This window comes from Pseudomonas parasichuanensis (genome assembly GCF_021601385.1).
GTDB lineage: Bacteria > Pseudomonadota > Gammaproteobacteria > Pseudomonadales > Pseudomonadaceae > Aquipseudomonas > Aquipseudomonas parasichuanensis.
Window position 1 is genome coordinate 186,187 of sequence record NZ_BQHO01000005.1, and the last position, 19,935, is coordinate 206,121.

At 64.1% G+C, this 19,935-nt stretch carries 17 protein-coding genes; 11 read left to right on the forward strand and 6 right to left on the reverse strand.

The features are described 5' to 3' along the window. The first annotated feature begins 35 nt into the window (after positions 1-35). The 4 genes from L6D77_RS06455 (at position 36) to L6D77_RS06470 (ending at position 4,162) form a co-directional block, all read left to right on the forward strand. On the forward strand, positions 36-692 hold the full coding sequence (locus L6D77_RS06455; protein WP_232882186.1) for an alpha/beta hydrolase: 657 nt from the start codon (positions 36-38) through the stop codon (positions 690-692). Between the two features lie 92 nt (positions 693-784). Further along, positions 785-2,248, forward strand: a complete 1,464-nt coding sequence (gene rhlB / locus L6D77_RS06460; RefSeq protein WP_232882185.1) for an ATP-dependent RNA helicase RhlB — start codon at positions 785-787, stop codon at positions 2,246-2,248. Positions 2,249-2,495: 247 nt separating this feature from the next. Continuing rightward, positions 2,496-3,446: an ornithine cyclodeaminase family protein gene (locus L6D77_RS06465; RefSeq protein WP_232882184.1), complete on the forward strand. Its 951-nt coding sequence runs from the start codon at positions 2,496-2,498 to the stop codon at positions 3,444-3,446. 89 nt (positions 3,447-3,535) lie between these two features. Further along, the gene (locus L6D77_RS06470; protein WP_232882183.1) at positions 3,536-4,162 is read left to right on the forward strand and encodes a helix-turn-helix transcriptional regulator; all 627 of its coding nucleotides are present in this window, start codon (positions 3,536-3,538) and stop codon (positions 4,160-4,162) included. Between the two features lie 29 nt (positions 4,163-4,191). On the opposite strand, the gene L6D77_RS06475 is transcribed toward L6D77_RS06470, so the two are convergent. From L6D77_RS06475 to L6D77_RS06500, 6 genes are all read right to left on the reverse strand, one after another. Continuing rightward, positions 4,192-4,968 carry an ABC transporter substrate-binding protein gene (locus tag L6D77_RS06475; protein WP_236170030.1) on the reverse strand — a complete coding sequence of 259 codons (777 nt, stop codon included), beginning with the start codon at positions 4,966-4,968 and terminating at the stop codon, positions 4,192-4,194. 213 nt (positions 4,969-5,181) lie between these two features. Beyond that, a complete protein-coding gene (gene moaE / locus L6D77_RS06480) occupies positions 5,182-5,628 on the reverse strand; it encodes a molybdopterin synthase catalytic subunit MoaE (protein ID WP_232882181.1) in 447 nt (148 codons plus the stop codon). Positions 5,629-5,630: 2 nt separating this feature from the next. Continuing rightward, the gene (locus L6D77_RS06485; RefSeq protein WP_232882180.1) at positions 5,631-5,876 is read right to left on the reverse strand and encodes a MoaD/ThiS family protein; all 246 of its coding nucleotides are present in this window, start codon (positions 5,874-5,876) and stop codon (positions 5,631-5,633) included. After that, positions 5,876-6,346 (reverse strand): cyclic pyranopterin monophosphate synthase MoaC, encoded by a 471-nt coding sequence (gene moaC / locus L6D77_RS06490; protein ID WP_125462676.1) that lies wholly within the window; start codon positions 6,344-6,346, stop codon positions 5,876-5,878. The genes L6D77_RS06485 and moaC overlap by 1 nt, the downstream gene beginning before the upstream one ends. A 111-nt stretch (positions 6,347-6,457) precedes the next feature. After that, positions 6,458-7,852, reverse strand: coding sequence for a PhoH family protein (locus tag L6D77_RS06495; protein WP_232882179.1), 1,395 nt, complete (start codon positions 7,850-7,852; stop codon positions 6,458-6,460). Positions 7,853-8,288: 436 nt separating this feature from the next. Beyond that, positions 8,289-9,407 (reverse strand): polysaccharide deacetylase family protein, encoded by a 1,119-nt coding sequence (locus L6D77_RS06500; RefSeq protein WP_232882288.1) that lies wholly within the window; start codon positions 9,405-9,407, stop codon positions 8,289-8,291. A gap of 149 nt (positions 9,408-9,556) precedes the next feature. On the opposite strand from L6D77_RS06500, the gene yaaA reads away from it, so the two are divergent. The 7 genes from yaaA (at position 9,557) to algG (ending at position 19,928) form a co-directional block, all read left to right on the forward strand. After that, positions 9,557-10,336 carry a peroxide stress protein YaaA gene (gene yaaA / locus L6D77_RS06505; protein ID WP_232882178.1) on the forward strand — a complete coding sequence of 260 codons (780 nt, stop codon included), beginning with the start codon at positions 9,557-9,559 and terminating at the stop codon, positions 10,334-10,336. 922 nt (positions 10,337-11,258) lie between these two features. Continuing rightward, entirely contained in the window at positions 11,259-12,575 is a 1,317-nt protein-coding gene (locus L6D77_RS06510; RefSeq protein ID WP_232882177.1) for a nucleotide sugar dehydrogenase, read from the forward strand. 72 nt (positions 12,576-12,647) lie between these two features. Beyond that, entirely contained in the window at positions 12,648-14,129 is a 1,482-nt protein-coding gene (locus tag L6D77_RS06515; RefSeq protein ID WP_232882176.1) for a glycosyltransferase family 2 protein, read from the forward strand. 36 nt (positions 14,130-14,165) lie between these two features. Further along, positions 14,166-15,332, forward strand: coding sequence for an alginate biosynthesis protein Alg44 (locus L6D77_RS06520; protein WP_232882175.1), 1,167 nt, complete (start codon positions 14,166-14,168; stop codon positions 15,330-15,332). Positions 15,333-15,344: 12 nt separating this feature from the next. Beyond that, the gene (gene algK / locus L6D77_RS06525) at positions 15,345-16,877 is read left to right on the forward strand and encodes an alginate biosynthesis TPR repeat lipoprotein AlgK (protein ID WP_232882174.1); all 1,533 of its coding nucleotides are present in this window, start codon (positions 15,345-15,347) and stop codon (positions 16,875-16,877) included. After that, the gene (locus L6D77_RS06530; protein ID WP_232882173.1) at positions 16,874-18,352 is read left to right on the forward strand and encodes an alginate export family protein; all 1,479 of its coding nucleotides are present in this window, start codon (positions 16,874-16,876) and stop codon (positions 18,350-18,352) included. The genes algK and L6D77_RS06530 overlap by 4 nt, the downstream gene beginning before the upstream one ends. A 19-nt stretch (positions 18,353-18,371) precedes the next feature. Continuing rightward, positions 18,372-19,928 (forward strand): mannuronan 5-epimerase AlgG, encoded by a 1,557-nt coding sequence (gene algG / locus L6D77_RS06535; RefSeq protein WP_232882172.1) that lies wholly within the window; start codon positions 18,372-18,374, stop codon positions 19,926-19,928. The last annotated feature ends 7 nt before the right edge of the window (positions 19,929-19,935 follow it).

The window sequence follows — 19,935 nt, forward strand, 5'->3', positions numbered from 1 at the left end:
CTCATTACGTACGCACGCACTTTTTCGGAGCAGTCATGACCAACCCGCTGATTCTCGAACCCCAAAAGACCGCCGACGCCTGTGTGATCTGGTTGCACGGCCTGGGGGCCAACCGTTACGACTTCCTACCGGTGGCCGAGTTTCTCCAGGAACGCCTGCTGAGCACCCGTTTCGTCATGCCCCAGGCCCCTACCCGCCCGGTGACCATCAACGGCGGCTATAAAATGCCCAGCTGGTACGACATCAAGGCCATGACCCCGGCACGGGCCATCGACGAAGCCCAGCTGGAGGAGTCGGCCGAGCAAATCATCGCCCTGATCAAGGACGAACAGGCCAAGGGCATCAACCTGTCGCGGATCATCCTGGCGGGCTTCTCCCAGGGTGGCGCCGTGGTGCTGCACACCGCCTATATAAAGTGGCAGGAGGCACTGGGCGGGGTGATTGCCCTGTCCACCTACGCCCCGACCTTCACCGACACCGTGCAACTGAGCGCCTGTCAGCAGCGCACGCCCGCGCTGTGCCTGCACGGCGTGCATGACCCGGTGGTGATCCCGTCGATGGGCCGCACGGCGTTCGAACACCTCAATACCTGGGGCGTCGCTGCCCGGTGGCACGAATACCCGATGGAACACGAAGTGGTGGTCGAGGAGCTGAGCGATATCCACGACTGGCTGAGCCGCCAGCTACAGTGAGCCTGTAGCCGCCCGAGCATTGCACTACGCCGCGCCCGATTCTTGCATTACACTGCCCGGCGTACATTCCTTAACCAGTTGACGAGACGATCGTGCTCAAGGCACTCAAGAAAATATTCGCCAAGGGAGACGCCGCGCCGCCAGCCGCCGAGCCCGTCGCCGTGACCCCGCCCGCGCCGGCACCGCAACCGGCCCCCAAACCAACTGCGCCGCGCACCAGCGCCAAGCCCAAAGCCGCGCCGGCCGCCGCCGACAAGCCGGCCACCGAGCCCGTCCGCGCCGAACAGCCCGCCACACCAAAACCACGCCGCGAGCGCAAACCCAAACCCCAGGCCAGCCTGTGGAAGCCCGAAGACTTCGTGGTCGAGCCGCAGGAAGGCAAGACCCGCTTCCACGACTTCAAGCTCTCCAACGAGCTGATGCACGCCATCCACGACCTCGGTTTCCCGTATTGCACGCCGATCCAGGCCGGCGTATTGGGCTACACCCTGCGCGGCCAGGACGCCATTGGTCGGGCCCAGACCGGCACCGGCAAGACCGCCGCGTTCCTGATCTCGATCATCTCGCAGCTGCAGCAGACCCCACCGCCCAAGGAACGCTACATGGGCGAGCCGCGCGCGCTGATCATCGCCCCGACCCGCGAGCTGGTGGTGCAGATCGCCAAGGACGCCGTGGCCCTGACCAAGTACAGCGGCCTGAACGTGATGAGCTTCGTCGGCGGCATGGACTTCGACAAGCAGCTCAAGGCCCTGGAAGCCCGCCACTGCGACATCCTGGTGGCCACCCCGGGCCGCCTGCTGGACTTCCAGCAGCGTGGCGAAGTGCACCTGGACATGGTCGAGGTGATGGTGCTGGACGAGGCCGACCGCATGCTCGACATGGGTTTCATCCCCCAGGTGCGGCAGATCATCCGCCAGACCCCGCCCAAGAGCGAACGCCAGACCCTGCTGTTCTCCGCCACCTTCACCGACGATGTGATGAACCTGGCCAAGCAGTGGACCACCAACCCGGCCATCGTCGAGATCGAGCCGGAGAACGTCGCCAGCGAAACCGTCGAGCAGCATGTCTACGCAGTGGCCGGCAGCGACAAGTACAAGCTGCTCTACAACCTGGTCACCCAACACAAGTGGGAACGGGTGATGGTGTTTGCCAACCGCAAGGACGAAGTGCGGCGCATCGAGGAAAAGCTGGTGCGCGACGGCATCAACGCCGCCCAGCTGTCGGGCGATGTGCCGCAGCACAAGCGCATCCGCACCCTGGAAAACTTCCGCGAAGGGCGCATCACCGTGCTGGTGGCCACCGATGTGGCCGGCCGTGGCATCCACATCGACGGCATCAGCCATGTGATCAACTTCACCCTGCCGGAAGACCCGGACGACTACGTGCACCGTATTGGCCGTACCGGCCGCGCGGGTGCCGAGGGTGTGTCGATCAGCTTCGCCGGTGAAGACGACTCGTACCAGCTGCCGGCGATCGAGGAACTGCTGGGGCGCAAGATCAAATGCGAGATGCCCCCGGACGAACTGCTCAAGCCGGTGCCGCGCAAAGGGCACTGAGGCAGAGCGCAACTCGCTGTACTGTCACAATTGATTGGGGCTGCTTTGCAGCCCTTCGCGGGCAAGCCCGCTCCCACAGGATTAGCGCTGTTCTTGAAATATGCGCCGTACCTGTGGGAGCGGGCTTGCCCGCGAAGGGCCGCAAAGCGGCCCCAGTTGCTTTGATTGACCGCGCTGTCCATCCCCGCGATACTGCCCATCAAAACAAAAAGTCCATAATGGACAAAATGTTTATATGGAGCCGCCCATGCCCACGCCCCTCGTCATCGATCAACCCCACGCCCGCCACCTGCTAACCCAGCTGGACGTGCCGCAGATCCTGCGCAAGCTGTTCCGTGACCTGGCCGCCGGCGAAGCGGTGCAGCCCCCCCAGCAACTGGTGGAGTTCCCCGCCGGGCGCGGTGATTTCATCAACTATGGCGGAGTACTGGCCGAGGATCGCGTCTACGGGATCAAGACCTCACCCTACATCGTCCGCGAGCAGGGCCCGCTGGTGACGGCCTGGACCCTGTTGATGTCGATGGACAGCGGCCAGCCGCTGCTGCTGTGCGACGCCGGCGAGCTGACCACCGCGCGCACCGCTGCCACCACCGCCGTGGCCGTCGACGCCCTGGCCCCGCCCCAGGCCCGACGCCTGGCCGTGATCGGCAGCGGCGCCATCGCCCGCGCCCACCTGCACTATGTGCGCGGCCTGCGCCCATGGCAGGACATCCGCCTGTTCTCGCCAAGCCTCGCCCAGCAAAGCGCCGCGCAACGCCAGCAACTGACCGACCTCGATAGTCGCCTGCAACTGGCCGACACCCTGGAGCAGGCGCTGGTCGATGCCGACGTGATCATGCTGTGCACCTCCTCGGCAGGCCCGGTAATCGACCCCGCCCAGTTGAGCAAGCCGGCATTGATCACCTCGATCAGCACCAATGCCGTGCGTGCCCATGAAGTACCGCCGGCCAGCCTGCAACATATGGATGTGTACTGCGATTACCGGGTGACCACCCCAGGCAGCGCTGGCGAAATGCTGATCGCCGCCGAACAGACCGCATGGCAGCCCGAGGCGATCATCGGCGACCTGCCGCAACTGCTCAGCGGCCAGGCGCCCGTACCCAGCTACCAGCGCCATGCTTTCTTCCGCTCCATCGGCCTGGGCCTGGAAGACATCGCCCTGGCCAATGCCCTGTATCGCCTGCAACAAACCCGCTAAGCCCCGCCCGGATGACGCGCCGCCGCGATTGCGGCACACTCCCAGCGCCCTTGGCACAAGGGCGCTGATACCGCATGGAGCCTGCCACGATGCCCTCACCCTGCCCCGACCCGGCCCTGGACAACTACCGGGCCATCGCCGACGCGATCGCCACCCTGTTCTTCCCCCATGCCGAGGTGGTGCTGCACGACCTGCGTAGCCAGAAGATCGACTACATCGCCAACAACCTGTCCAAACGCGAGATCGGCGACGATGCCGCCCTGGAAGACCTGCTCGAACCCGGCACCGACGACATCAACATCGGCCCCTACGAGAAGCTCAACTGGGACGGGCAGAAGATCCGTTCGCTGAGCACCGTGCTGCGCGACAGCGCAGGCAAGCCCCTGGCGGTGCTGTGCATCAACCTGAATATCTCGCTGTTCGAAAACGCCCGGGCAGCGCTGGACCTGTTCCTCTCGCCGAGCCGGCTGATCCCCCAGCCCGATGCGCTGTTCCGCGACGACTGGCAGGAACGCATCAACACCTTCCTCAATGGCTGGCTGCGCGAGCACCAGCTGAGCCTGAGCGTGCTCAACCGCGACCACAAGCGCGAGCTGGTGCTGGCCCTGCATGCCGAGGGCGCGTTCAAAGGCAAGAGTGCGGCCAACTATGTGGCCAATGTGCTGGGGATGGGGCGGGCGACGGTGTACAAGCACCTGAAGGAGCTCAAGGCCTGAGACAGCTCAGGCCTCGAGCGCGGGGCGGCTCAGTCGCCGTAGATGTCCGACTTGAAGTACTTGCCCTGGATCTTCTGGTACTCGCCACTGGCGCGCAGGGCGTCGATGGCGCCGTTGAGCTGGCTGACCAGCTCGGCGTTACCCTTGCGCACGGCAATGCCGGCACCTTCGCCGACGTATTTCGGGTCCTTCAGCTCCGGGCCGACGAAGGCGTAGTCGGCGCCGCGCGGCATCGACAGGAAATCGTCCAGCGGGATGGTGTCGGCAAAGATCGCATCCACACGCCCCGATGCCAGGTCCATGTAGATCTCTTCGTTGTTGCTGTAGCGCTTGACCTTGACGCCCTTGGGCTCGAGCACTTCGGTGGCGTAGCGGTCGGTGGTGGTGGCGCGCTGCACACCGATGGTCTTGCCGACCAGGCTCTGGTACTGGTCATCGACCGCCGCACCCTTCTTCATCACCAGCCGTGACGAGGTGAAGTAGTACTTGTGGGTGAAATCCACGGACTTCTTGCGCTCGTCGGTGATGGTCATCGACGACAGCGCGGCATCGATCTTCTTCACCTTCAGCGACGGGATCAGCCCGTCGAACTCGACCTCGGTCCACACGCACTTGACCTTCAGCTGCGCGCACAGGGCATTGCCGATGTCATAGTCGAAACCGACGATTTCGCCCTTGTCGTTCTTCGAGGCAAACGGCGGGTAGGCCGCTTCGATGCCAATTCGCAGCTCAGAACTGGCGGCAAACAGGTTGCTACTGGCCAACAGGCCCAGGGCCAGACCACTGATCAGGGTGATTTTCTTCATCGCAAATCTCGCTCGCTCATTATTGGAGGTTGTGGTGCAAGACAGAGGTAAAGACAAAGGCCGCAAGGCCGTATGGAATCATTTTGTACTTATGATTCCATACTGGACTTTTTTGTATTTAAACTCAACCACCTCTGGGGGCGCTACGCGCCCCGGCGATCTTGAGTTGAATTCAGATGCAAATCACCGTGAAACAAGTTGGGCCATCACACCTCACCAGCGCCGGGCAGCATCCTCATCACTCTGCTTGCCCTCGACCCAGCGCGGGCCATCGCCGGTCTGTTCTTTCTTCCAGAACGGCGCCCGGGTCTTGAGGTAATCCATGATGAAGTTGCAGGCGTCGAATGCCGCCTGGCGGTGTGCGCTGGCCACGCCGACGAACACGATCGGCTCGCCCGGCTCCAGGGCGCCGATGCGGTGCAGCACTTCGACCTTGAGCAGCGGCCAGCGCTGCTCGGCCTCGACCACGATCTTGGCCAGGGCCTTCTCGGTCATGCCCGGGTAGTGCTCGAGGAACATCCCCGCCACGTCCTGGCCATCGTTGAAATCGCGCACGTAGCCGACAAAGCCGACCACCGCGCCCACGCCGACGTTGGCGGCGTGCATGGCGTTGACCTCGAAGCCTGGGTCGAACGCCGCGTCCTGTACACGTACGGCCATGGTCAGCCTCCGGTCACCGGCGGGAAGAACGCGACTTCGTCACCCTCCTCCAGCGGCTCATCGAGCCTGCACAGCTCTTCGTTGCGCGCGCACATCAGGTTCTGCTCGGCCAGCACGGCGTACTGCCCGCCCTTGGCCACCAACGCCTGGCGCACATCTTCGAGCACGGCGAAATCACCCTCGAGGCGTTCGTCATCGCGCCCGAGCCATTCGCGATAGCGGGCGAAATACATGACCTTGACCTTCATCACCCCTCCACCTTGTAGTGGCCGCTCTTGCCGCCGACCTTCTCCAGCAGGCGCACCTGCTCGATGACCATGCCTTTGTCCACCGCCTTGCACATGTCGTAGATGGTCAGCGCGGCGACACTGGCCGCGGTCAGCGCTTCCATCTCGACCCCGGTCTGCCCGGCCAGCTTGCAGCGCGCGACGATATGCACCACGTCCTCGCCCTCGGCGGCCAGCTCGACCTTGACGCTGGTGAGCATCAGCGGGTGGCACAACGGGATCAGGTCACTGGTTTTCTTCGCCGCCTGGATGCCAGCGATACGCGCCACGGCGAACACGTCACCCTTGGGGTGCTCGCCATCGACGATCATGCGCAAGGTGGCCGGCAGCATGCGCACCCGCGCCTCGGCCAGCGCCTCGCGTGCAGTCACGGCTTTTTCAGTGACGTCGACCATGTTGGCGCGCCCCTGGGAATCAAGATGAGTCAGCACAGCTCTGCTCCTGTGAAGGGAGAGCAGAGTGTAAACCTGTGGGTCAGGTTTGAGCAGTAGGCAGCAGACAGGTAGAAAAAGCCGGGCGCTGGGCGCCCGGCGAAAGGAGCGTTACAGATGGGTCTCGGCGTACTCGGCCAGCACCGAGCGCGGCACACCCTGCAGGGTGATGTGCACGCCGTGGGGGAAGTCCTTGAAGCGTTCGGTCAGGTAGGTCAGCCCGGAACTGGTGGCCGACAGGTAGGGGGTGTCGATCTGCGCCAGGTTGCCCAGGCAGACCACCTTCGAACCTGCGCCGGCACGGGTGATGATGGTTTTCATCTGGTGCGGGGTGAGGTTCTGGCATTCGTCGATCAGGATCAGGCTCTGCTGGAAGCTGCGCCCGCGGATGTAGTTCATCGACTTGAACTGCAGCGGGACCCTCTCGAGGATGTACTCGACGCTACCGTGGGTGCTCTCGTCATCCATGTGCAAGGCTTCGAGGTTGTCGGTGATGGCGCCCAGCCAAGGCTCCATTTTCTCCGCCTCGGTGCCTGGCAGGAAGCCGATCTCCTGGTCCAGCCCCTGCACGCTGCGGGTGGCGATGATGCGCCGGTAACGCTTGCTGACCATGGTCTGCTCGATGGCCGCGGCCAGCGCCAGGATGGTCTTGCCGGAACCGGCAGCACCGGTCAGGTTGACCAGGTGGATATCCGGGTCGAGCAGGGCGAACAGCGCCAGGCTCTGATGGATGTCGCGCGGCTTCAGGCCCCAGGCCTCCTGGTGCAGCAACGGCTCCTGGTGCAGGTCGAGCAGCAGCAGTTCGCTGTCGCGTATGCCCTTGACCCAACCGACGAAGCCCTGCTCATCGATGATGAACTCATTGATGTGCACGGCCGGCAGGTTGTCGATCATCTGTACCCGGTGCCAGGTGCGGCCGCGCTCCTGGCGGGTGTCGACCTTGCTGACCCGGTCCCAGAAGGAACCGGTGACCGAGTGGTAGCCCTTGGACAGCAAGGACACGTCGTCGACCAGCTGGTCGGTGCTGTAGTCCTCGGCGGCAATCCCGCAGGCGCGCGCCTTCAGGCGCATGTTGATGTCTTTGGTGACCAGCACCACGTCCAGGTCCGGGCGCTTGGCGCGCAGGTCCAGCAACTGGTTGATGATGATGTTGTCGGCAAGGTTTTCGGGGAGCAGGCGGTTCGGTTCGTTGCGCGTGCTCATGAGGATGGACAGGAAGCCCTTGGGCCCGCTCTTGCCGCGCTGGATCGGCACACCCCTCTCGACATCGCTGGGCGAGGCGTCACCCAGGGTCTGGTCGATCAGGCGGATGGCCTGGCGACATTCGGCGGCGATGGTGTGTTTACCGGTCTTGAGCTTGTCGAGTTCCTCCAGCACCGTCATCGGCAGGGCGACGTGGTGCTCCTCGAAGTTGAGCAGGGCGTTAGGGTCGTGAATCAGGACGTTGGTATCGAGCACATACAGGATTGGCTGGTTGGAGGAAGGGTTGCGTCCTTGGTCATCCATACTCGGTCACCTTATGTGAAAGCCACACGGCGCAAACGGCTGCGCCGCAAAGTGACTGCCGTTTCCCCCGTATCCGCGTTGTTACGGGCGGGGGCTTCACCTGGCAAGGCTGGCGTGGATGACGCCACCTGTGCTGCAGGTTTCGGCTGTCTGGTTCCTTGATACCGCAAAAACCATGACGGTAAAAAGTCTTTTTACGCACAGATGAAGTTTATTTTTCCGATTGACGAACTGGGCTTGGCGGGGGCGTCCGGCGGGACTAAAGTCAGAGATCACGCATGCCTGTTCTGGCCTGATCGCCAGCAAGCCCAGTACCCATTCCGATGGTTTTGCAGGGCCCTGTGGGAGCGGCTTCAGCCGCGAACACCGGCTAAGCCGGTGCCATCCACCGCGTCGTCTGCTTCGCGGCTAAAGCCGCTCCCACAAAAAACCCAAGCTATTCCCTCAAGCCATATTCCCGGCAGCTCTCCCAGCCAATCCCACTCTGCGCCGTATGCTGCAACAGCCACTCCAGCGCCGGCTGCGCCTTGGGCAAGTGGTCACGGAACTGAATCACCCCCTTGCGCCACAGCAGCATCAGGGTCATTACCCGCTGCGCCGAGGCCTCGGCAGTCAGCGGCCCGTCATCCTGGGCATCGATATCCCACAACGACACCCGCAACTGCTGGCTGGCCATGAACGCCTCGCCATCCCCGCGCCGCTGCCCGTAGGGCGGGCGGAACAACGGCACATACTGCTCCGGCAGGTCCGCCTGAACCCGCGCCTGGCTACGCCGCAGCGAGTCCTGCCAGCCCTGCCACTGGGCATGGGAGCGGTACTCCCAGCCCTGGATGCCCACGCACTGGCCTGCATACAGCCCGGCCAGCGGCCCACTGTCACGGCGCTGCTGCAGCCGATTGCCCAGCACGAAGAAGATGCCGTCGAGCTTCTGTCGGCGCAGATAGTCGGCCAGGCCATCGGTGTTGCCGCCCGCAGGGCCGGGGCCGCCGACGAAGCTCAGCAGGAACATGCGGTCGTTGAGCTCATCGCCGTTTCGCTCGCGCGCGGACAGCTTTTCCACCTCGCTGGAGGTCTGCGGGAACAGCGCCGCCTTGCGCAGTTGCTCGTCCAGGTAGCGGGTATGGAACAGATGGCTGGGTTCGATCCAACCGACATAGAACTTGCCGACTTCTGCTTCGAACGTGGCGGACTTGGTGCGCAGGTCAGCCATGGACTCCAGCGGATAGCAAAACGATGCATCCTGCTCGCAACTCTGCTGCGCCTGCTGGTAGTTGGTCCACAGCCGCTGCCACATCCGCGCCCGCAGGGCACGAATCACCGGCAGGTTGACCTGGCGCAGGCCCAGGCGCGCCGCCAGCGCCTGCTCATCGAGCATCTCGCTCTCGTGCAGCACCCGGGCAAACGAGAGAATCTCGGCACGCGACGCCACATCGAACAGCGCCGGGCTGTCCAGTTTTTCCGGCCACAACTCGCGCTCGAAACTGACGAAATCCGCAGGCGCGGCCTGCGCGCCCAGGCTCAACAGCCCGGCCAGCAGGGCAAAAGCGATACGCACGATGAACGGTCTCCATGAAGGCATGCCGCGCACTATAGCGCGACGCCCGGCGAAACTCCGTGGCCATGTGCCCAGGCTATCGTCGCCATAGTTTGGCGTTGCCCCATCAGCCCCGTAGAATCCGCCCATTGACTCCAGGAGCCGACCCGATGCTGACGGTGATTTCCCCCGCCAAGACCCTCGACTACGACACCCCGCCGGTAACCCAACGCCACACCTTGCCCCAGTACCTGGACGACTCCCAGGAATTGATCGTGCAACTGCGCGAACTGTCGCCGGCGCAGATCAGCGAACTGATGCACCTCTCCGACAAGCTCGCCGGCCTCAATGCCGCGCGCTTCGGCAGCTGGACCCCGGCCTTCACCCCAGCCAACGCCAAGCAGGCGCTGCTGGCGTTCAAGGGTGACGTGTATACCGGCCTCGACGCCGAAAGCCTCGGCGAAGACGACTTCAGCTATGCCCAGGACCACCTGCGCATGCTCTCCGGCCTCTACGGCCTGCTGCGCCCGCTGGACCTGATGCAGCCCTACCGCCTGGAAATGGGCACCAAGCTGGCCAACGCCCGCGGCAAGGACCTGTATGCCTTCTGGGGCACACGCATCAGCGAGTGGCTGAACCAGGCCCTGGCCGAGCAGGGCGACGACGTGCTGCTCAACCTGGCCAGCAACGAGTATTTCAGCGCGGTGAAGAAAAGCGCCTTGAAGGCGCGGGTGATCAACGTCGACTTCAAGGACCTGAAGAATGGCCAGTACAAGATCATCAGCTTCTACGCCAAAAAAGCTCGCGGGATGATGAGCCGCTTCGTGATCGAGCAGCGCATCAACGACCCCGAGCAGCTCAAGCGCTTCGATGTGCAGGGCTACTACTACAGCGCCGAGCAGTCCAAGCCCGATCACCTGGTGTTCCTGCGCGATCACGCTGAAGGCTGATGGCCCCCACCGCGTTACAGCGCCCGACGTAAAGACGCTGGATGTGTGAGAGCAAACGTCTTGTGCTGCCTATGCTGGCCTCATCGCTGGCAAGCCAGCTCCCACAGGATCACGCTACCTCTTGGGGTAACGCGGTACCTGTGGGAGCCGGCTTGCCGGCGATAGCACCAGTAGCCCTGTCGCAACACCCAAGCCCTGCAACGGGGCACGCCTTGAAAAGTCATTTTTCGGACGCCAAAAAACCACCACTCATACCTTTATCGCAAAACGCCATAAGACCGTTCGTAGTTTTTTGACGAATTTTGCAAAAATTTTTTCAATGCTGGCATATAACCATCTCGCTTCGTTTTCGCCCTTTACAGCCGGGGGTGAAACTAACGCGTGCTATCAAATTGAAAGTATTTGCCACTGAAAAAATATTTAGAAATCTTTCATCCGCGCTGAACCCAGCCAGGAACTTCTACTGCGCCCCATGGCTCATAGCACCCGTAACAAGTTTCAAGCGCCGCAGCGTGAGAGATGACTTACAGATGACAAAAGGCCGCTACCCAACGCAGCCAAACAAACTTCAACGGCGGTACAGGAAGTGCCACAAGCCATTATCCATGCAGGAGACAAGCGCCCCTAACATACGTCCTAGTGGTTGATTTCAAAGGATTTATCCACTTGAAAAAACAAGCACAGCAGTGCGCTAACGGTGCATTGCAATAAAGACGGCTGCATATCAGGGCACGCCTTATTATTACTGGCCTTAGCTTGCCAATAGTGAGTGCATAACTTTCTGCGCTCCGGATTTATTCATGCCTGCGCACGGTGAAGTGTCAATTCGCCAGGGCACCGTGCGCCCAAAAACTGCTGGTCAATCAACCCGGCTGGCTCTTGCATACAAGGGCTGGCGTGATAAACACACGAGGTGAATACGATGCGTATCAGCATCTTTGGTTTGGGTTATGTGGGTGCAGTCTGTGCCGGTTGCCTGTCGGCACGCGGCCATGAAGTGATTGGTGTGGACGTGTCCAGCACCAAGATCGACCTGATCAACCGGGGCAAGTCGCCCATCGTCGAGCCGGGCCTGGAAGCACTGCTGCAACAAGGCGTGGCCAACGGCCGCCTGCGCGGCACCACCGACTTCGCCGAAGCCATCCGCGCCAGCGACGTGTCGATGATCTGCGTCGGCACCCCAAGCAAGAAAAACGGCGACCTGGGCCTGGAATACATCGAGTCGGTATGCCGCGAAATCGGCTACGTACTGCGTGACACCAGCCGCCGCCACACCATCGTGGTACGCAGCACCGTGCTGCCGGGCACCGTCAAGAACGTGGTGATCCCGATCCTCGAAGACTGCTCGGGCAAGAAGGCCGGCGTCGACTTCGGCGTCGCGGTCAACCCCGAGTTCCTGCGTGAAAGCACCGCGATCAAGGACTACGACCAGCCACCGATGACCGTCATCGGCGAACTGGACAGCGCCAGCGGCGACGTGCTGCAAGCGCTGTACGAAGAACTCGATGCCCCGGTGATCCGCAAGCCGATCGAAGTGGCCGAGATGATCAAGTACACCTGCAACGTGTGGCACGCCACCAAGGTCACCTTCGCCAACGAGATCGGCAACATCGCCAAGGCGGTGGGCGTCGATGGCCGCGACGTGATGGACGTGGTCTGCCAGGACAAGGTGCTCAACCTGTCCCAGTACTACATGCGCCCGGGCTTCGCTTTCGGCGGCTCGTGCCTGCCCAAGGACGTGCGCGCCCTCACCTACCGCGCGTCCAGCCTGGATGTGCAGGCGCCGCTGCTCGACTCGCTGATGCGCAGCAACGAATCCCAGGTGCAGAACGCCTTCGACATCATCGAAAGCCACGACAAGCGCAAGGTCGCCCTGCTCGGCCTGAGCTTCAAGGCCGGCACCGACGACCTGCGCGAAAGCCCCCTGGTCGAACTGGCCGAGCGCCTGATCGGCAAGGGCTACCAGCTCGACATCTACGACCAGAACGTCGAGTACGCCCGTGTCCACGGTGCCAACAAGGACTACATCGAGTCGAAGATCCCCCACGTTTCCTCGCTGCTCAACGCCAACTTCGAGCAGGTGGTCAACGACGCCGAGATCATCGTCCTGGGCAACCGTGACGAGCAGTTCCGCGCCCTCGCCCAGCATGCGCCGGAAGGCAAGCAAGTGATCGACCTGGTCGGTTTCATGAGCAAGCCAACCTGCACCACCAGCCGTACCGAAGGTATCTGCTGGTAACCCCCGGCCGGGCGGCGCGTCCCTCCCCAGCGCGCCGCCCGTCCACCCCCGAATTCTCCACGGATGCCGAACATGCAAAGGTTCCAGACAGTGCTGTTGCAGTGCGCCGGCTGGCTGCTCTACATGAGCCTGCTCATGCTGATTGCCCTGGCCCTGCCCAGCGACATCTTCGATTCGCAGTCGAAGCACTTCATCTTCCTGGTCGGCGCAGTCGGCATCTGGCGCTACTCCATGGGCGCCACCCACTTCATCCGCGGCATGATCTTCCTGTACATCGTCTACCCCTACCTGCGCCGCAAGGTGCACAAGCTGGGGACGGCGGCCGACCCGTCGCACGTGTACCTGATGGTCACCAGCTTTCGCATCGAGGCACTGACCACCGCCCAGGTGTACAGCTCGGTCATCCGCGAGGCCATCGACTGCGGCTTCCCCACCACCGTGGTCTGCTCGCTGGTGGAGAAGTCCGACGAGCTGCTGGTCAAGAGCCTGTGGGCCAAGTACAACCCACCCGCCCACGTCACCCTCGACATCGTGCGCATCGCCGGCACCGGCAAACGCGACGGCCTGGCCTATGGTTTTCGCGCCATCTCGCGGATGCTCCCGGACGCGAACGCCGTGGTGGCGGTGATCGACGGCGACACCGTGCTGGCTGAAGGCGTGGTACGCAAGACCGTGCCGTGGTTCAAGCTCTACCCCAACGTCGGTGGCCTGACCACCAACGAGTTCTGCGAAGTGCGCGGCGGCTACATCATGAGCGAGTGGCACAAGCTGCGCTTCGCCCAGCGCCACATCAACATGTGCTCGATGGCCCTGAGCAAACGCGTGCTGACCATGACCGGGCGCATGTCCATGTTCCGCGCCAGCGTCGTAACCAACCCCGAGTTCATCGCCGATGTGGAAAGCGACTCGCTGATGCATTGGCGCCTGGGCCGCTTCAAGTTCCTCACCGGCGACGACAAGTCGAGCTGGTTCAGCCTGATGCGCCTGGGCTACGACACCTTCTACGTGCCGGACGCGGCGATCAACACGGTCGAGCACCCGCCGGAGAAAAGCTTCGTCAAGGCCAGCCGCAAGCTGATGTACCGCTGGTACGGCAACAACCTGCGGCAGAACTCCCGCGCCCTGGGCCTGGGCCTCAAGCGCCTGGGGCTGTTCACCAGCATCGTGTTGTTCGACCAGCGCGTGTCGATGTGGACCAGCCTGCTGGGCCTGACCGTGGCGGTGATCGCCAGCTTCAAGTTCGGCCTGCAGTTCCTGCTGGTGTACCTGCTGTGGATCGGCATCACCCGCCTGATCCTCACCGTCATGCTGCTGTGCTCGGGCCACAGTGTCGGCCCCGCCTACCCGCTGATTCTCTATTACAACCAGATCGTCGGCGCGGTGATGAAGATCTACGTGTTCTTCCGCCTCGACAGGCAGTCCTGGACCCGCCAGCCCACTGCCCTCAAGCGCGACCTCGCCAGCTTTCAACAATGGTTCAACACCTGGTCCTCGCGGACCATGACCTTCTCGGCCGCGAGCCTCTTCGTCGCCGTGCTGTTCATGGTCGTGTGAGCCCAACCCGGATCGGATAACAGGAACGAAATCGCCATGAATACCGCCGTGAACGTCAATGTCGTGCATGAGTCCGAAGCGCAGCGCCAGCACGCCCGGGTGCGCATCCCCGCCAAGCTGCGCTACCTGGACGGCAACCGCGAGCCGCACGATGTGAAGGTGGACGATCTTTCCGCCGGGGGCCTGTCCTTCCACGCGAAAAAACCGCTCGCCGAAGGCGAAGTGCTGCGCGGGCGCCTGCAGTTCGTGGTCGACAACCTGGGGCTGTCGATGGACGTCGAGCTGCTGGTGCGCACCAGCAGCCGCGACACTGGCCGCACCGGTACCGAGTTCCAGAACCTGGAACCGCGCGACATCGCCACCCTGCGCCACATCATCACCAGCCACTTGTCCGGTGAGCTGATCAGCGTCGGTGACGTGCTCAGTACCCTGCAGCGCGAAAACTTCACCAAGGCGCGCAAGCAGAACAACACCGGCTCCGGCCTGTCGGCGTTCGGCCGCCTGCGGGCGGTCACCGTCACCGCCGGGGTGTTCGTGGTCGGCCTGGTGGCCTTCGGCTTCGTCGCCAAGTCGCTGTACGGCCTGTACTTCGTCAGCCATGCCGAGGCCGGCGTGGTCGCGGTGCCCACCACCACCGTCACCATGCCCCGTGACGGCAGCGTGCAGAGCCTGGTCGAGAACGGCACCCCAGTGGCCAAGGGCGCGCCGCTGGCGACCTTCAACACCAGCATGCTCGACCTGCTCAAGGGCCACCTGGACGATTCGCAACTCGAGCCGGCCAAGGTCGAGGAACTGTTCGGCAAGCAGCTGTCCGGCACCCTCACCAGCCCCTGCGACTGCGTGGTCTCGCGCCAACTGGTGGATGACGGCCAATACGCCAGCAAAGGCCAGCCGGTGTTCGCGTTGATCCCGCGCACCAGCAACCCGATGGTCGAGGCGCGCTTCAGCTACCGCCAGTTCGACGAAGTGAAGCCGGGCACCCGGGTCAACTTCCAGATCGCCGGCGAAGACGACATGCGCAGCGGCCGCATCGTCGGCAGCAGCAGCCTGGACACCGACAACCTGGCCTCCGACATCCGCGTGCAGATCAAGCCCGACGACGGCCTGCCGGCCGAACTCGCCGGCCGCCCGGCCGCGGTCAACAGCGACCGTGGCCCGTCGCTCAACTGGCTGATCGACAAGGCCGTGGCCCGCGGGCTGTAAGAGGAACGGATAATGACCAGCGGACACCGCCCAATGTGTGGGAGCCGGCTTGCCGGCGATCGAGTGCGCAGCACTCGCCCAACGGATGTAGCGCCTGCACTGGCCAATCGCCGGCAAGCCGGCTCCCACAGTGATTTCATCAGCCTCGGGCTATGCGGCCTGGCCCTGGCCATCACCCTGTCCGGCTGCGCCGGCCTGCCTGACCAGCGCCTGGCCAACGAAGCGCTCAAGCGCGGCGACACCGCCACCGCCGAGCGCAACTACAAGGCCCTGGCCGACTTGGGCTACAGCGACGCGCAAGTGGGCCTGGCCGACATCCAGGTGGCCACCCGCGAGCCGGCCAAGCTCAAGCAGGCCGAAGCCACCTACCGCGCCGCCGCCGCCACCTCGCCCCGCGCCCAGGCCCGCCTTGGCCGCCTGCTGGTGGCCAAGCCCGACAGCACCCAGGCCGAGCGCGAAGAGGCCGAGCGCCTGCTCAAGCAGGCCGCGCAGCAAGGCGAAGGCAATACCCTGATCCCCCTGGCGATGCTCTACCTGCAGTACCCGCAGAGCTTCCCCAAGGTCAACGCCCAGCAGCAGATCGACCAGTGGCGCGCCGCCGGCAACCCCGAGGCGGGCCTGGCCCAGGTGCTGCTGTACCGCACCCAGGGCAGCTACGACCAGCACCTGGGCGACGTGGAAAAAATCTGCAAGGCCGCGCTTAGCACCACCGACATCTGCTACGTCGAACTGGCCACCGTCTACCAGAAGCGCGCCCAGCCCGACCAGCAGGCCGCCCTGCTGGAGCAGCTCAAGGCCGCCTACGCCCGCAGCGCGGTGCCAGCCACCCGGGTCGACAGCGTCGCCCGCGTGCTGGCCGACCGCAGCCTGGGCCAGACCGACGAGAAGACCGCCCAGGCCCTGCTCGAGCAAGTGGCCCCGGCCAACCCGGCGTCCTGGGTGAGCCTGGCGCAACTGCTCTACGACTTCCCCGAACTGGGCGACACCGACCAGTTGATGGGGTACATCGACAAGGGCCGCGAAGCCGAACAACCCCGCGCCGAACTGCTGCTGGGCCGCCTCTACTACGAAGGCAAGACCGTACCCGCCGATGCCGCCAAGGCCGAGCAGCACCTGCAGGCCGCCGCCGACGCCGGTGAAGTCAGCGCCGACTACTACCTCGGCCAGCTCTACCGCCGTGGCTACCTCGGCACCGTCGAGCCGCAGAAGGCCGTCGACCACCTGCTCGCCGCCGCCCGTGGCGGGCAGAACAGCGCCGACTACGCCCTCGCCCAGCTGTTCAGCGAAGGCCATGGCATCCGCCCCGCGCCCGGCAACGCCTGGGTGTTCGCCCAGCTGTCGCAGGCCAACCCCACGCCACAGTCGAGCGAGCTGTTGCAGCAGCTCGACCAGCAGCTCACGCCTGAACAACGCAGCCAGGCCCAGCAACTGCTGGCGCAGGAAAAACAGGCGCGCAGCAGCCTGTTCCAGGGCGGCAACAGCACCCTGGCCATCGAGGCCCTGCAAGACGACGAAACAGCCGTAGACGCCGAGGATTCGCTATGACGCTCAACCCCTTCGTGAAAGCCGGCATCGGCCTGAGTTTCGCCCTGTTGTGGTCGATGCCGACCCTGGCCGCCGAAACCGCACAGAAGAACTTCGGCCTGGACGTGAAGATCACCGGCCAGTCCGAGGACGACCGTGACCTGGGCACCCGCTCCGGCGGCGACGTCAACGGCCTGGGCCTGGACCTGCGCCCCTGGGTGTACGGCGAGCGCGGTAACTGGAGCGCCTTCGCCATGGGCCAGGCGGTCACTGCCACCGACATCATCGAAACCGACACCCTGCGCCAGAACGACGACGGCACCACCAGCGACGATGGCGACAACAGCCGCAAGCCGGACAAAAGCTACCTGGCCATGCGCGAGTTCTGGGTCGGCTACAGCGGCCTCACCGCCTACCCCGGCGAGCAACTGCGCCTGGGCCGCCAGCGCCTGCGCAGCGACGACGGCATGTGGCGCGACACCAACATCGAAGCCCTGAACTGGACCTTCGACACCACCCTGCTCAAGGCCGACCTGGGCGTGGCCCAGCGCTTCAGCGAATACCGCACCGACCTCACCGAGCTGGCCCCGGAAGACAAGGACCGCACCCATATTTTCGGCAACGTCGCCACCCAGTGGACGCCCGGCCACTGGGTCGGCGTGCGCGCCCACCACACCCACGACAGCGGCAGCCTGAAGAACCCCGGCGAAACCGTCGACGCCCTCGACAAGACCCGCACCGGTGACCTCACATGGCTGGGCCTGGAAGCCAACAGCGACGCCTACAACTGGCGTAACGACCACACCGTCAACTACTGGGGCAGCGTCACCTGGCTGACTGGCGATCGCGACACCCTCAGCAGCCAGGCGGTGGGCAACGACCAGGTTGCCACCGGCAAGCAGAGCGGCGACGTCAACGCCTGGGCCACCGACCTTGGCATCCGCCTGCGCCTGGACCCCAACTGGCAGGTCGGCGCGGCCTACGCCCGGGGCAGCGGCGGCGGTGGCAGCGACGGCTCGAACAACTTCGAGCAGACCGGCCTTGAAAGCAACCGCTCCAACTTCACCGGCACCCGCTCGCGCGTGCACCGCTTCGGCGAAGCCTTCCGCGGCGAGCTGGGCAACCTGCAGGCGGCCACCCTGTTCACCTCCTGGCAGCTGCGCGACGACTACGACGCCAGCCTGATCTACCACAAGTTCTGGCGTGTCGACGGCAAGCAGAACATCGGCTCCAGCGGCATCAACGCGGTGGTCGACGACGGCGGCGTGAACCGCCCGCTGGTCAACGGCGAGAAAGACCTCGGCCAGGAAATGGACGTGGTCGTCACCAAGTACTTCAAGCAAGGCCTGCTGCCGGCCTCGCTGAGCCAGTCGATCGACGAGCCTTCGGCGCTGGTGCGCCTGCGCGCCGGTGTGTTCAAGCCGGGCGACGCCTATGGCAAAGAGGCCGACTCGTACATGCACCGCGCCTTCGTCGACGTGATCTGGCGCTTCTGAGGCCGGGAGAGGATTTGACATGAACCTGCACCCGAACCTTCGCCACAGCCTGCTGGCCAGCGCCCTGCTGCTGGCCGCAGGCCTGGCCCAGGCCGCCGCGCCGGAAATGGCCAAGGGGCTGCAACAGGCCAAGACCTACACCGTCGCCAGCGCGCCCATCGAGCCGCTGCTGATGGACCCGCCCAAGCTGCCCGACCTGTCCGGCTACACCGCCGCCGCCGTGCAGAAAAAGATCGACCGTGCGCACAAGGGCAAGGTCAGCGTGCGCCGCATGCTCCAGGAGGACACCCTCAAGGAGTTCATCGGCGGCGATAACAAGGGCGCCGAATGGGTGCGCCGCCAGCACGGCATTCCCCAGGCGATCTTCGTCGACGACGGGCATGTCGACCTGGTGGAGCTGAGCAAGAAGGTACCCAGCCAGTACCTGCGCGAAACCGCGCCAGGCGTGTACCTGGCGCGCCTGCCAATCGTGGTCGGGCGCAAGGGCGTGCTGGAAATCGACGGCAAGGTGAAGGAGCTGCGCCTGTCCGAAGAGGGCGGCGCGTTCATCGTCAACGACGGCAAGCTGTTCGTCAGCGACACCCAGGTCACCGGCTGGCGCGAGCAGGCCAACGGCCCGGCAACCTTCCGCAAGCCCGATGAGTTTCGCCCGTTCCTGCTCAGCTGGGGCGGCACCGAGACCTACATCGTCAACAGCAAGATGGCCAGCTTCGGCTACGCCAAGTCCAAGTCGTACGGTGTGAGCATCTCGCAGTACACGCCGAACATGGCCAAGCAGATGGGCCGCCCGGAACCCACCGGCTGGATCCTGGGCTCGGAGTTCAGCGACATGTGGTACGGCTTCTACTGCTACGAGACCAGCGACTTCGTGGTCAAGGACAGCACCTACCGCGACAACATCGTCTACGGCATCGACCCGCATGACCGCTCGCACCGGCTGATCATCGCCGGCAACACGGTGTACGGCACCAAGAAGAAGCACGGGATCATCGTTTCGCGCGAGGTCAACGACAGCTGGATCATCAACAACAAGAGCTACGACAACAAGCTCTCGGGCGTGGTGATCGACCGTAACAGCGTCAACAACCTGATCGCCTACAACGAGATCTACCGCAACCACACCGACGGCATCACCTTGTACGAAAGCGGCGACAACCTGATCTGGGGCAACAAGCTGATCAACAACCGCCGCCACGGCATCCGCGTGCGCAACAGCGTGAACATCCGCCTGTACGAGAACGTCGCCATGGCCAACGGCCTGGTGGGGGTGTACGGGCACATCAAGGACCTCTCCGACACCGACCGCGACATCGCCCTCGACCCGTTCGACACCAAGGTGTCGCTGATCGTGGTCGGCGGTGAGCTGGCGGCCAACGGCTCCGGCCCCTTGTCGATCGACTCGCCGCTGTCGGTGGAGCTGTACAAGGTGTCGATGCTGATGCCGCGCAAGGCCAACGGCATCAGCTTCAACGGTGTGCTGGGCGAGCGCCAGGACGAAATCCTCGACCTGCTGGTGCGCCAGCAGAAGGCCGTGCTGATCGACCCGGTCGAACGCCAGACCGAAATGATCGATTAAGGAAGCC

Coding starts and splice junctions, on each gene's coding strand:
- L6D77_RS06455 (WP_232882186.1), top strand. CDS start 36: ATGACCAACCCGCTGATTCTCGAACCCCAAAAGACCGCCGACGCCTGT.
- L6D77_RS06465 (WP_232882184.1), top strand. CDS start 2,496: ATGCCCACGCCCCTCGTCATCGATCAACCCCACGCCCGCCACCTGCTA.
- L6D77_RS06470 (WP_232882183.1), top strand. CDS start 3,536: ATGCCCTCACCCTGCCCCGACCCGGCCCTGGACAACTACCGGGCCATC.
- L6D77_RS06475 (WP_236170030.1), bottom strand. CDS start 4,968: ATGAAGAAAATCACCCTGATCAGTGGTCTGGCCCTGGGCCTGTTGGCC.
- moaE (WP_232882181.1), bottom strand. CDS start 5,628: ATGGCCGTACGTGTACAGGACGCGGCGTTCGACCCAGGCTTCGAGGTC.
- L6D77_RS06485 (WP_232882180.1), bottom strand. CDS start 5,876: ATGAAGGTCAAGGTCATGTATTTCGCCCGCTATCGCGAATGGCTCGGG.
- L6D77_RS06495 (WP_232882179.1), bottom strand. CDS start 7,852: ATGGATGACCAAGGACGCAACCCTTCCTCCAACCAGCCAATCCTGTAT.
- yaaA (WP_232882178.1), top strand. CDS start 9,557: ATGCTGACGGTGATTTCCCCCGCCAAGACCCTCGACTACGACACCCCG.
- L6D77_RS06510 (WP_232882177.1), top strand. CDS start 11,259: ATGCGTATCAGCATCTTTGGTTTGGGTTATGTGGGTGCAGTCTGTGCC.
- L6D77_RS06515 (WP_232882176.1), top strand. CDS start 12,648: ATGCAAAGGTTCCAGACAGTGCTGTTGCAGTGCGCCGGCTGGCTGCTC.
- L6D77_RS06520 (WP_232882175.1), top strand. CDS start 14,166: ATGAATACCGCCGTGAACGTCAATGTCGTGCATGAGTCCGAAGCGCAG.
- algK (WP_232882174.1), top strand. CDS start 15,345: ATGACCAGCGGACACCGCCCAATGTGTGGGAGCCGGCTTGCCGGCGAT.
- L6D77_RS06530 (WP_232882173.1), top strand. CDS start 16,874: ATGACGCTCAACCCCTTCGTGAAAGCCGGCATCGGCCTGAGTTTCGCC.
- algG (WP_232882172.1), top strand. CDS start 18,372: ATGAACCTGCACCCGAACCTTCGCCACAGCCTGCTGGCCAGCGCCCTG.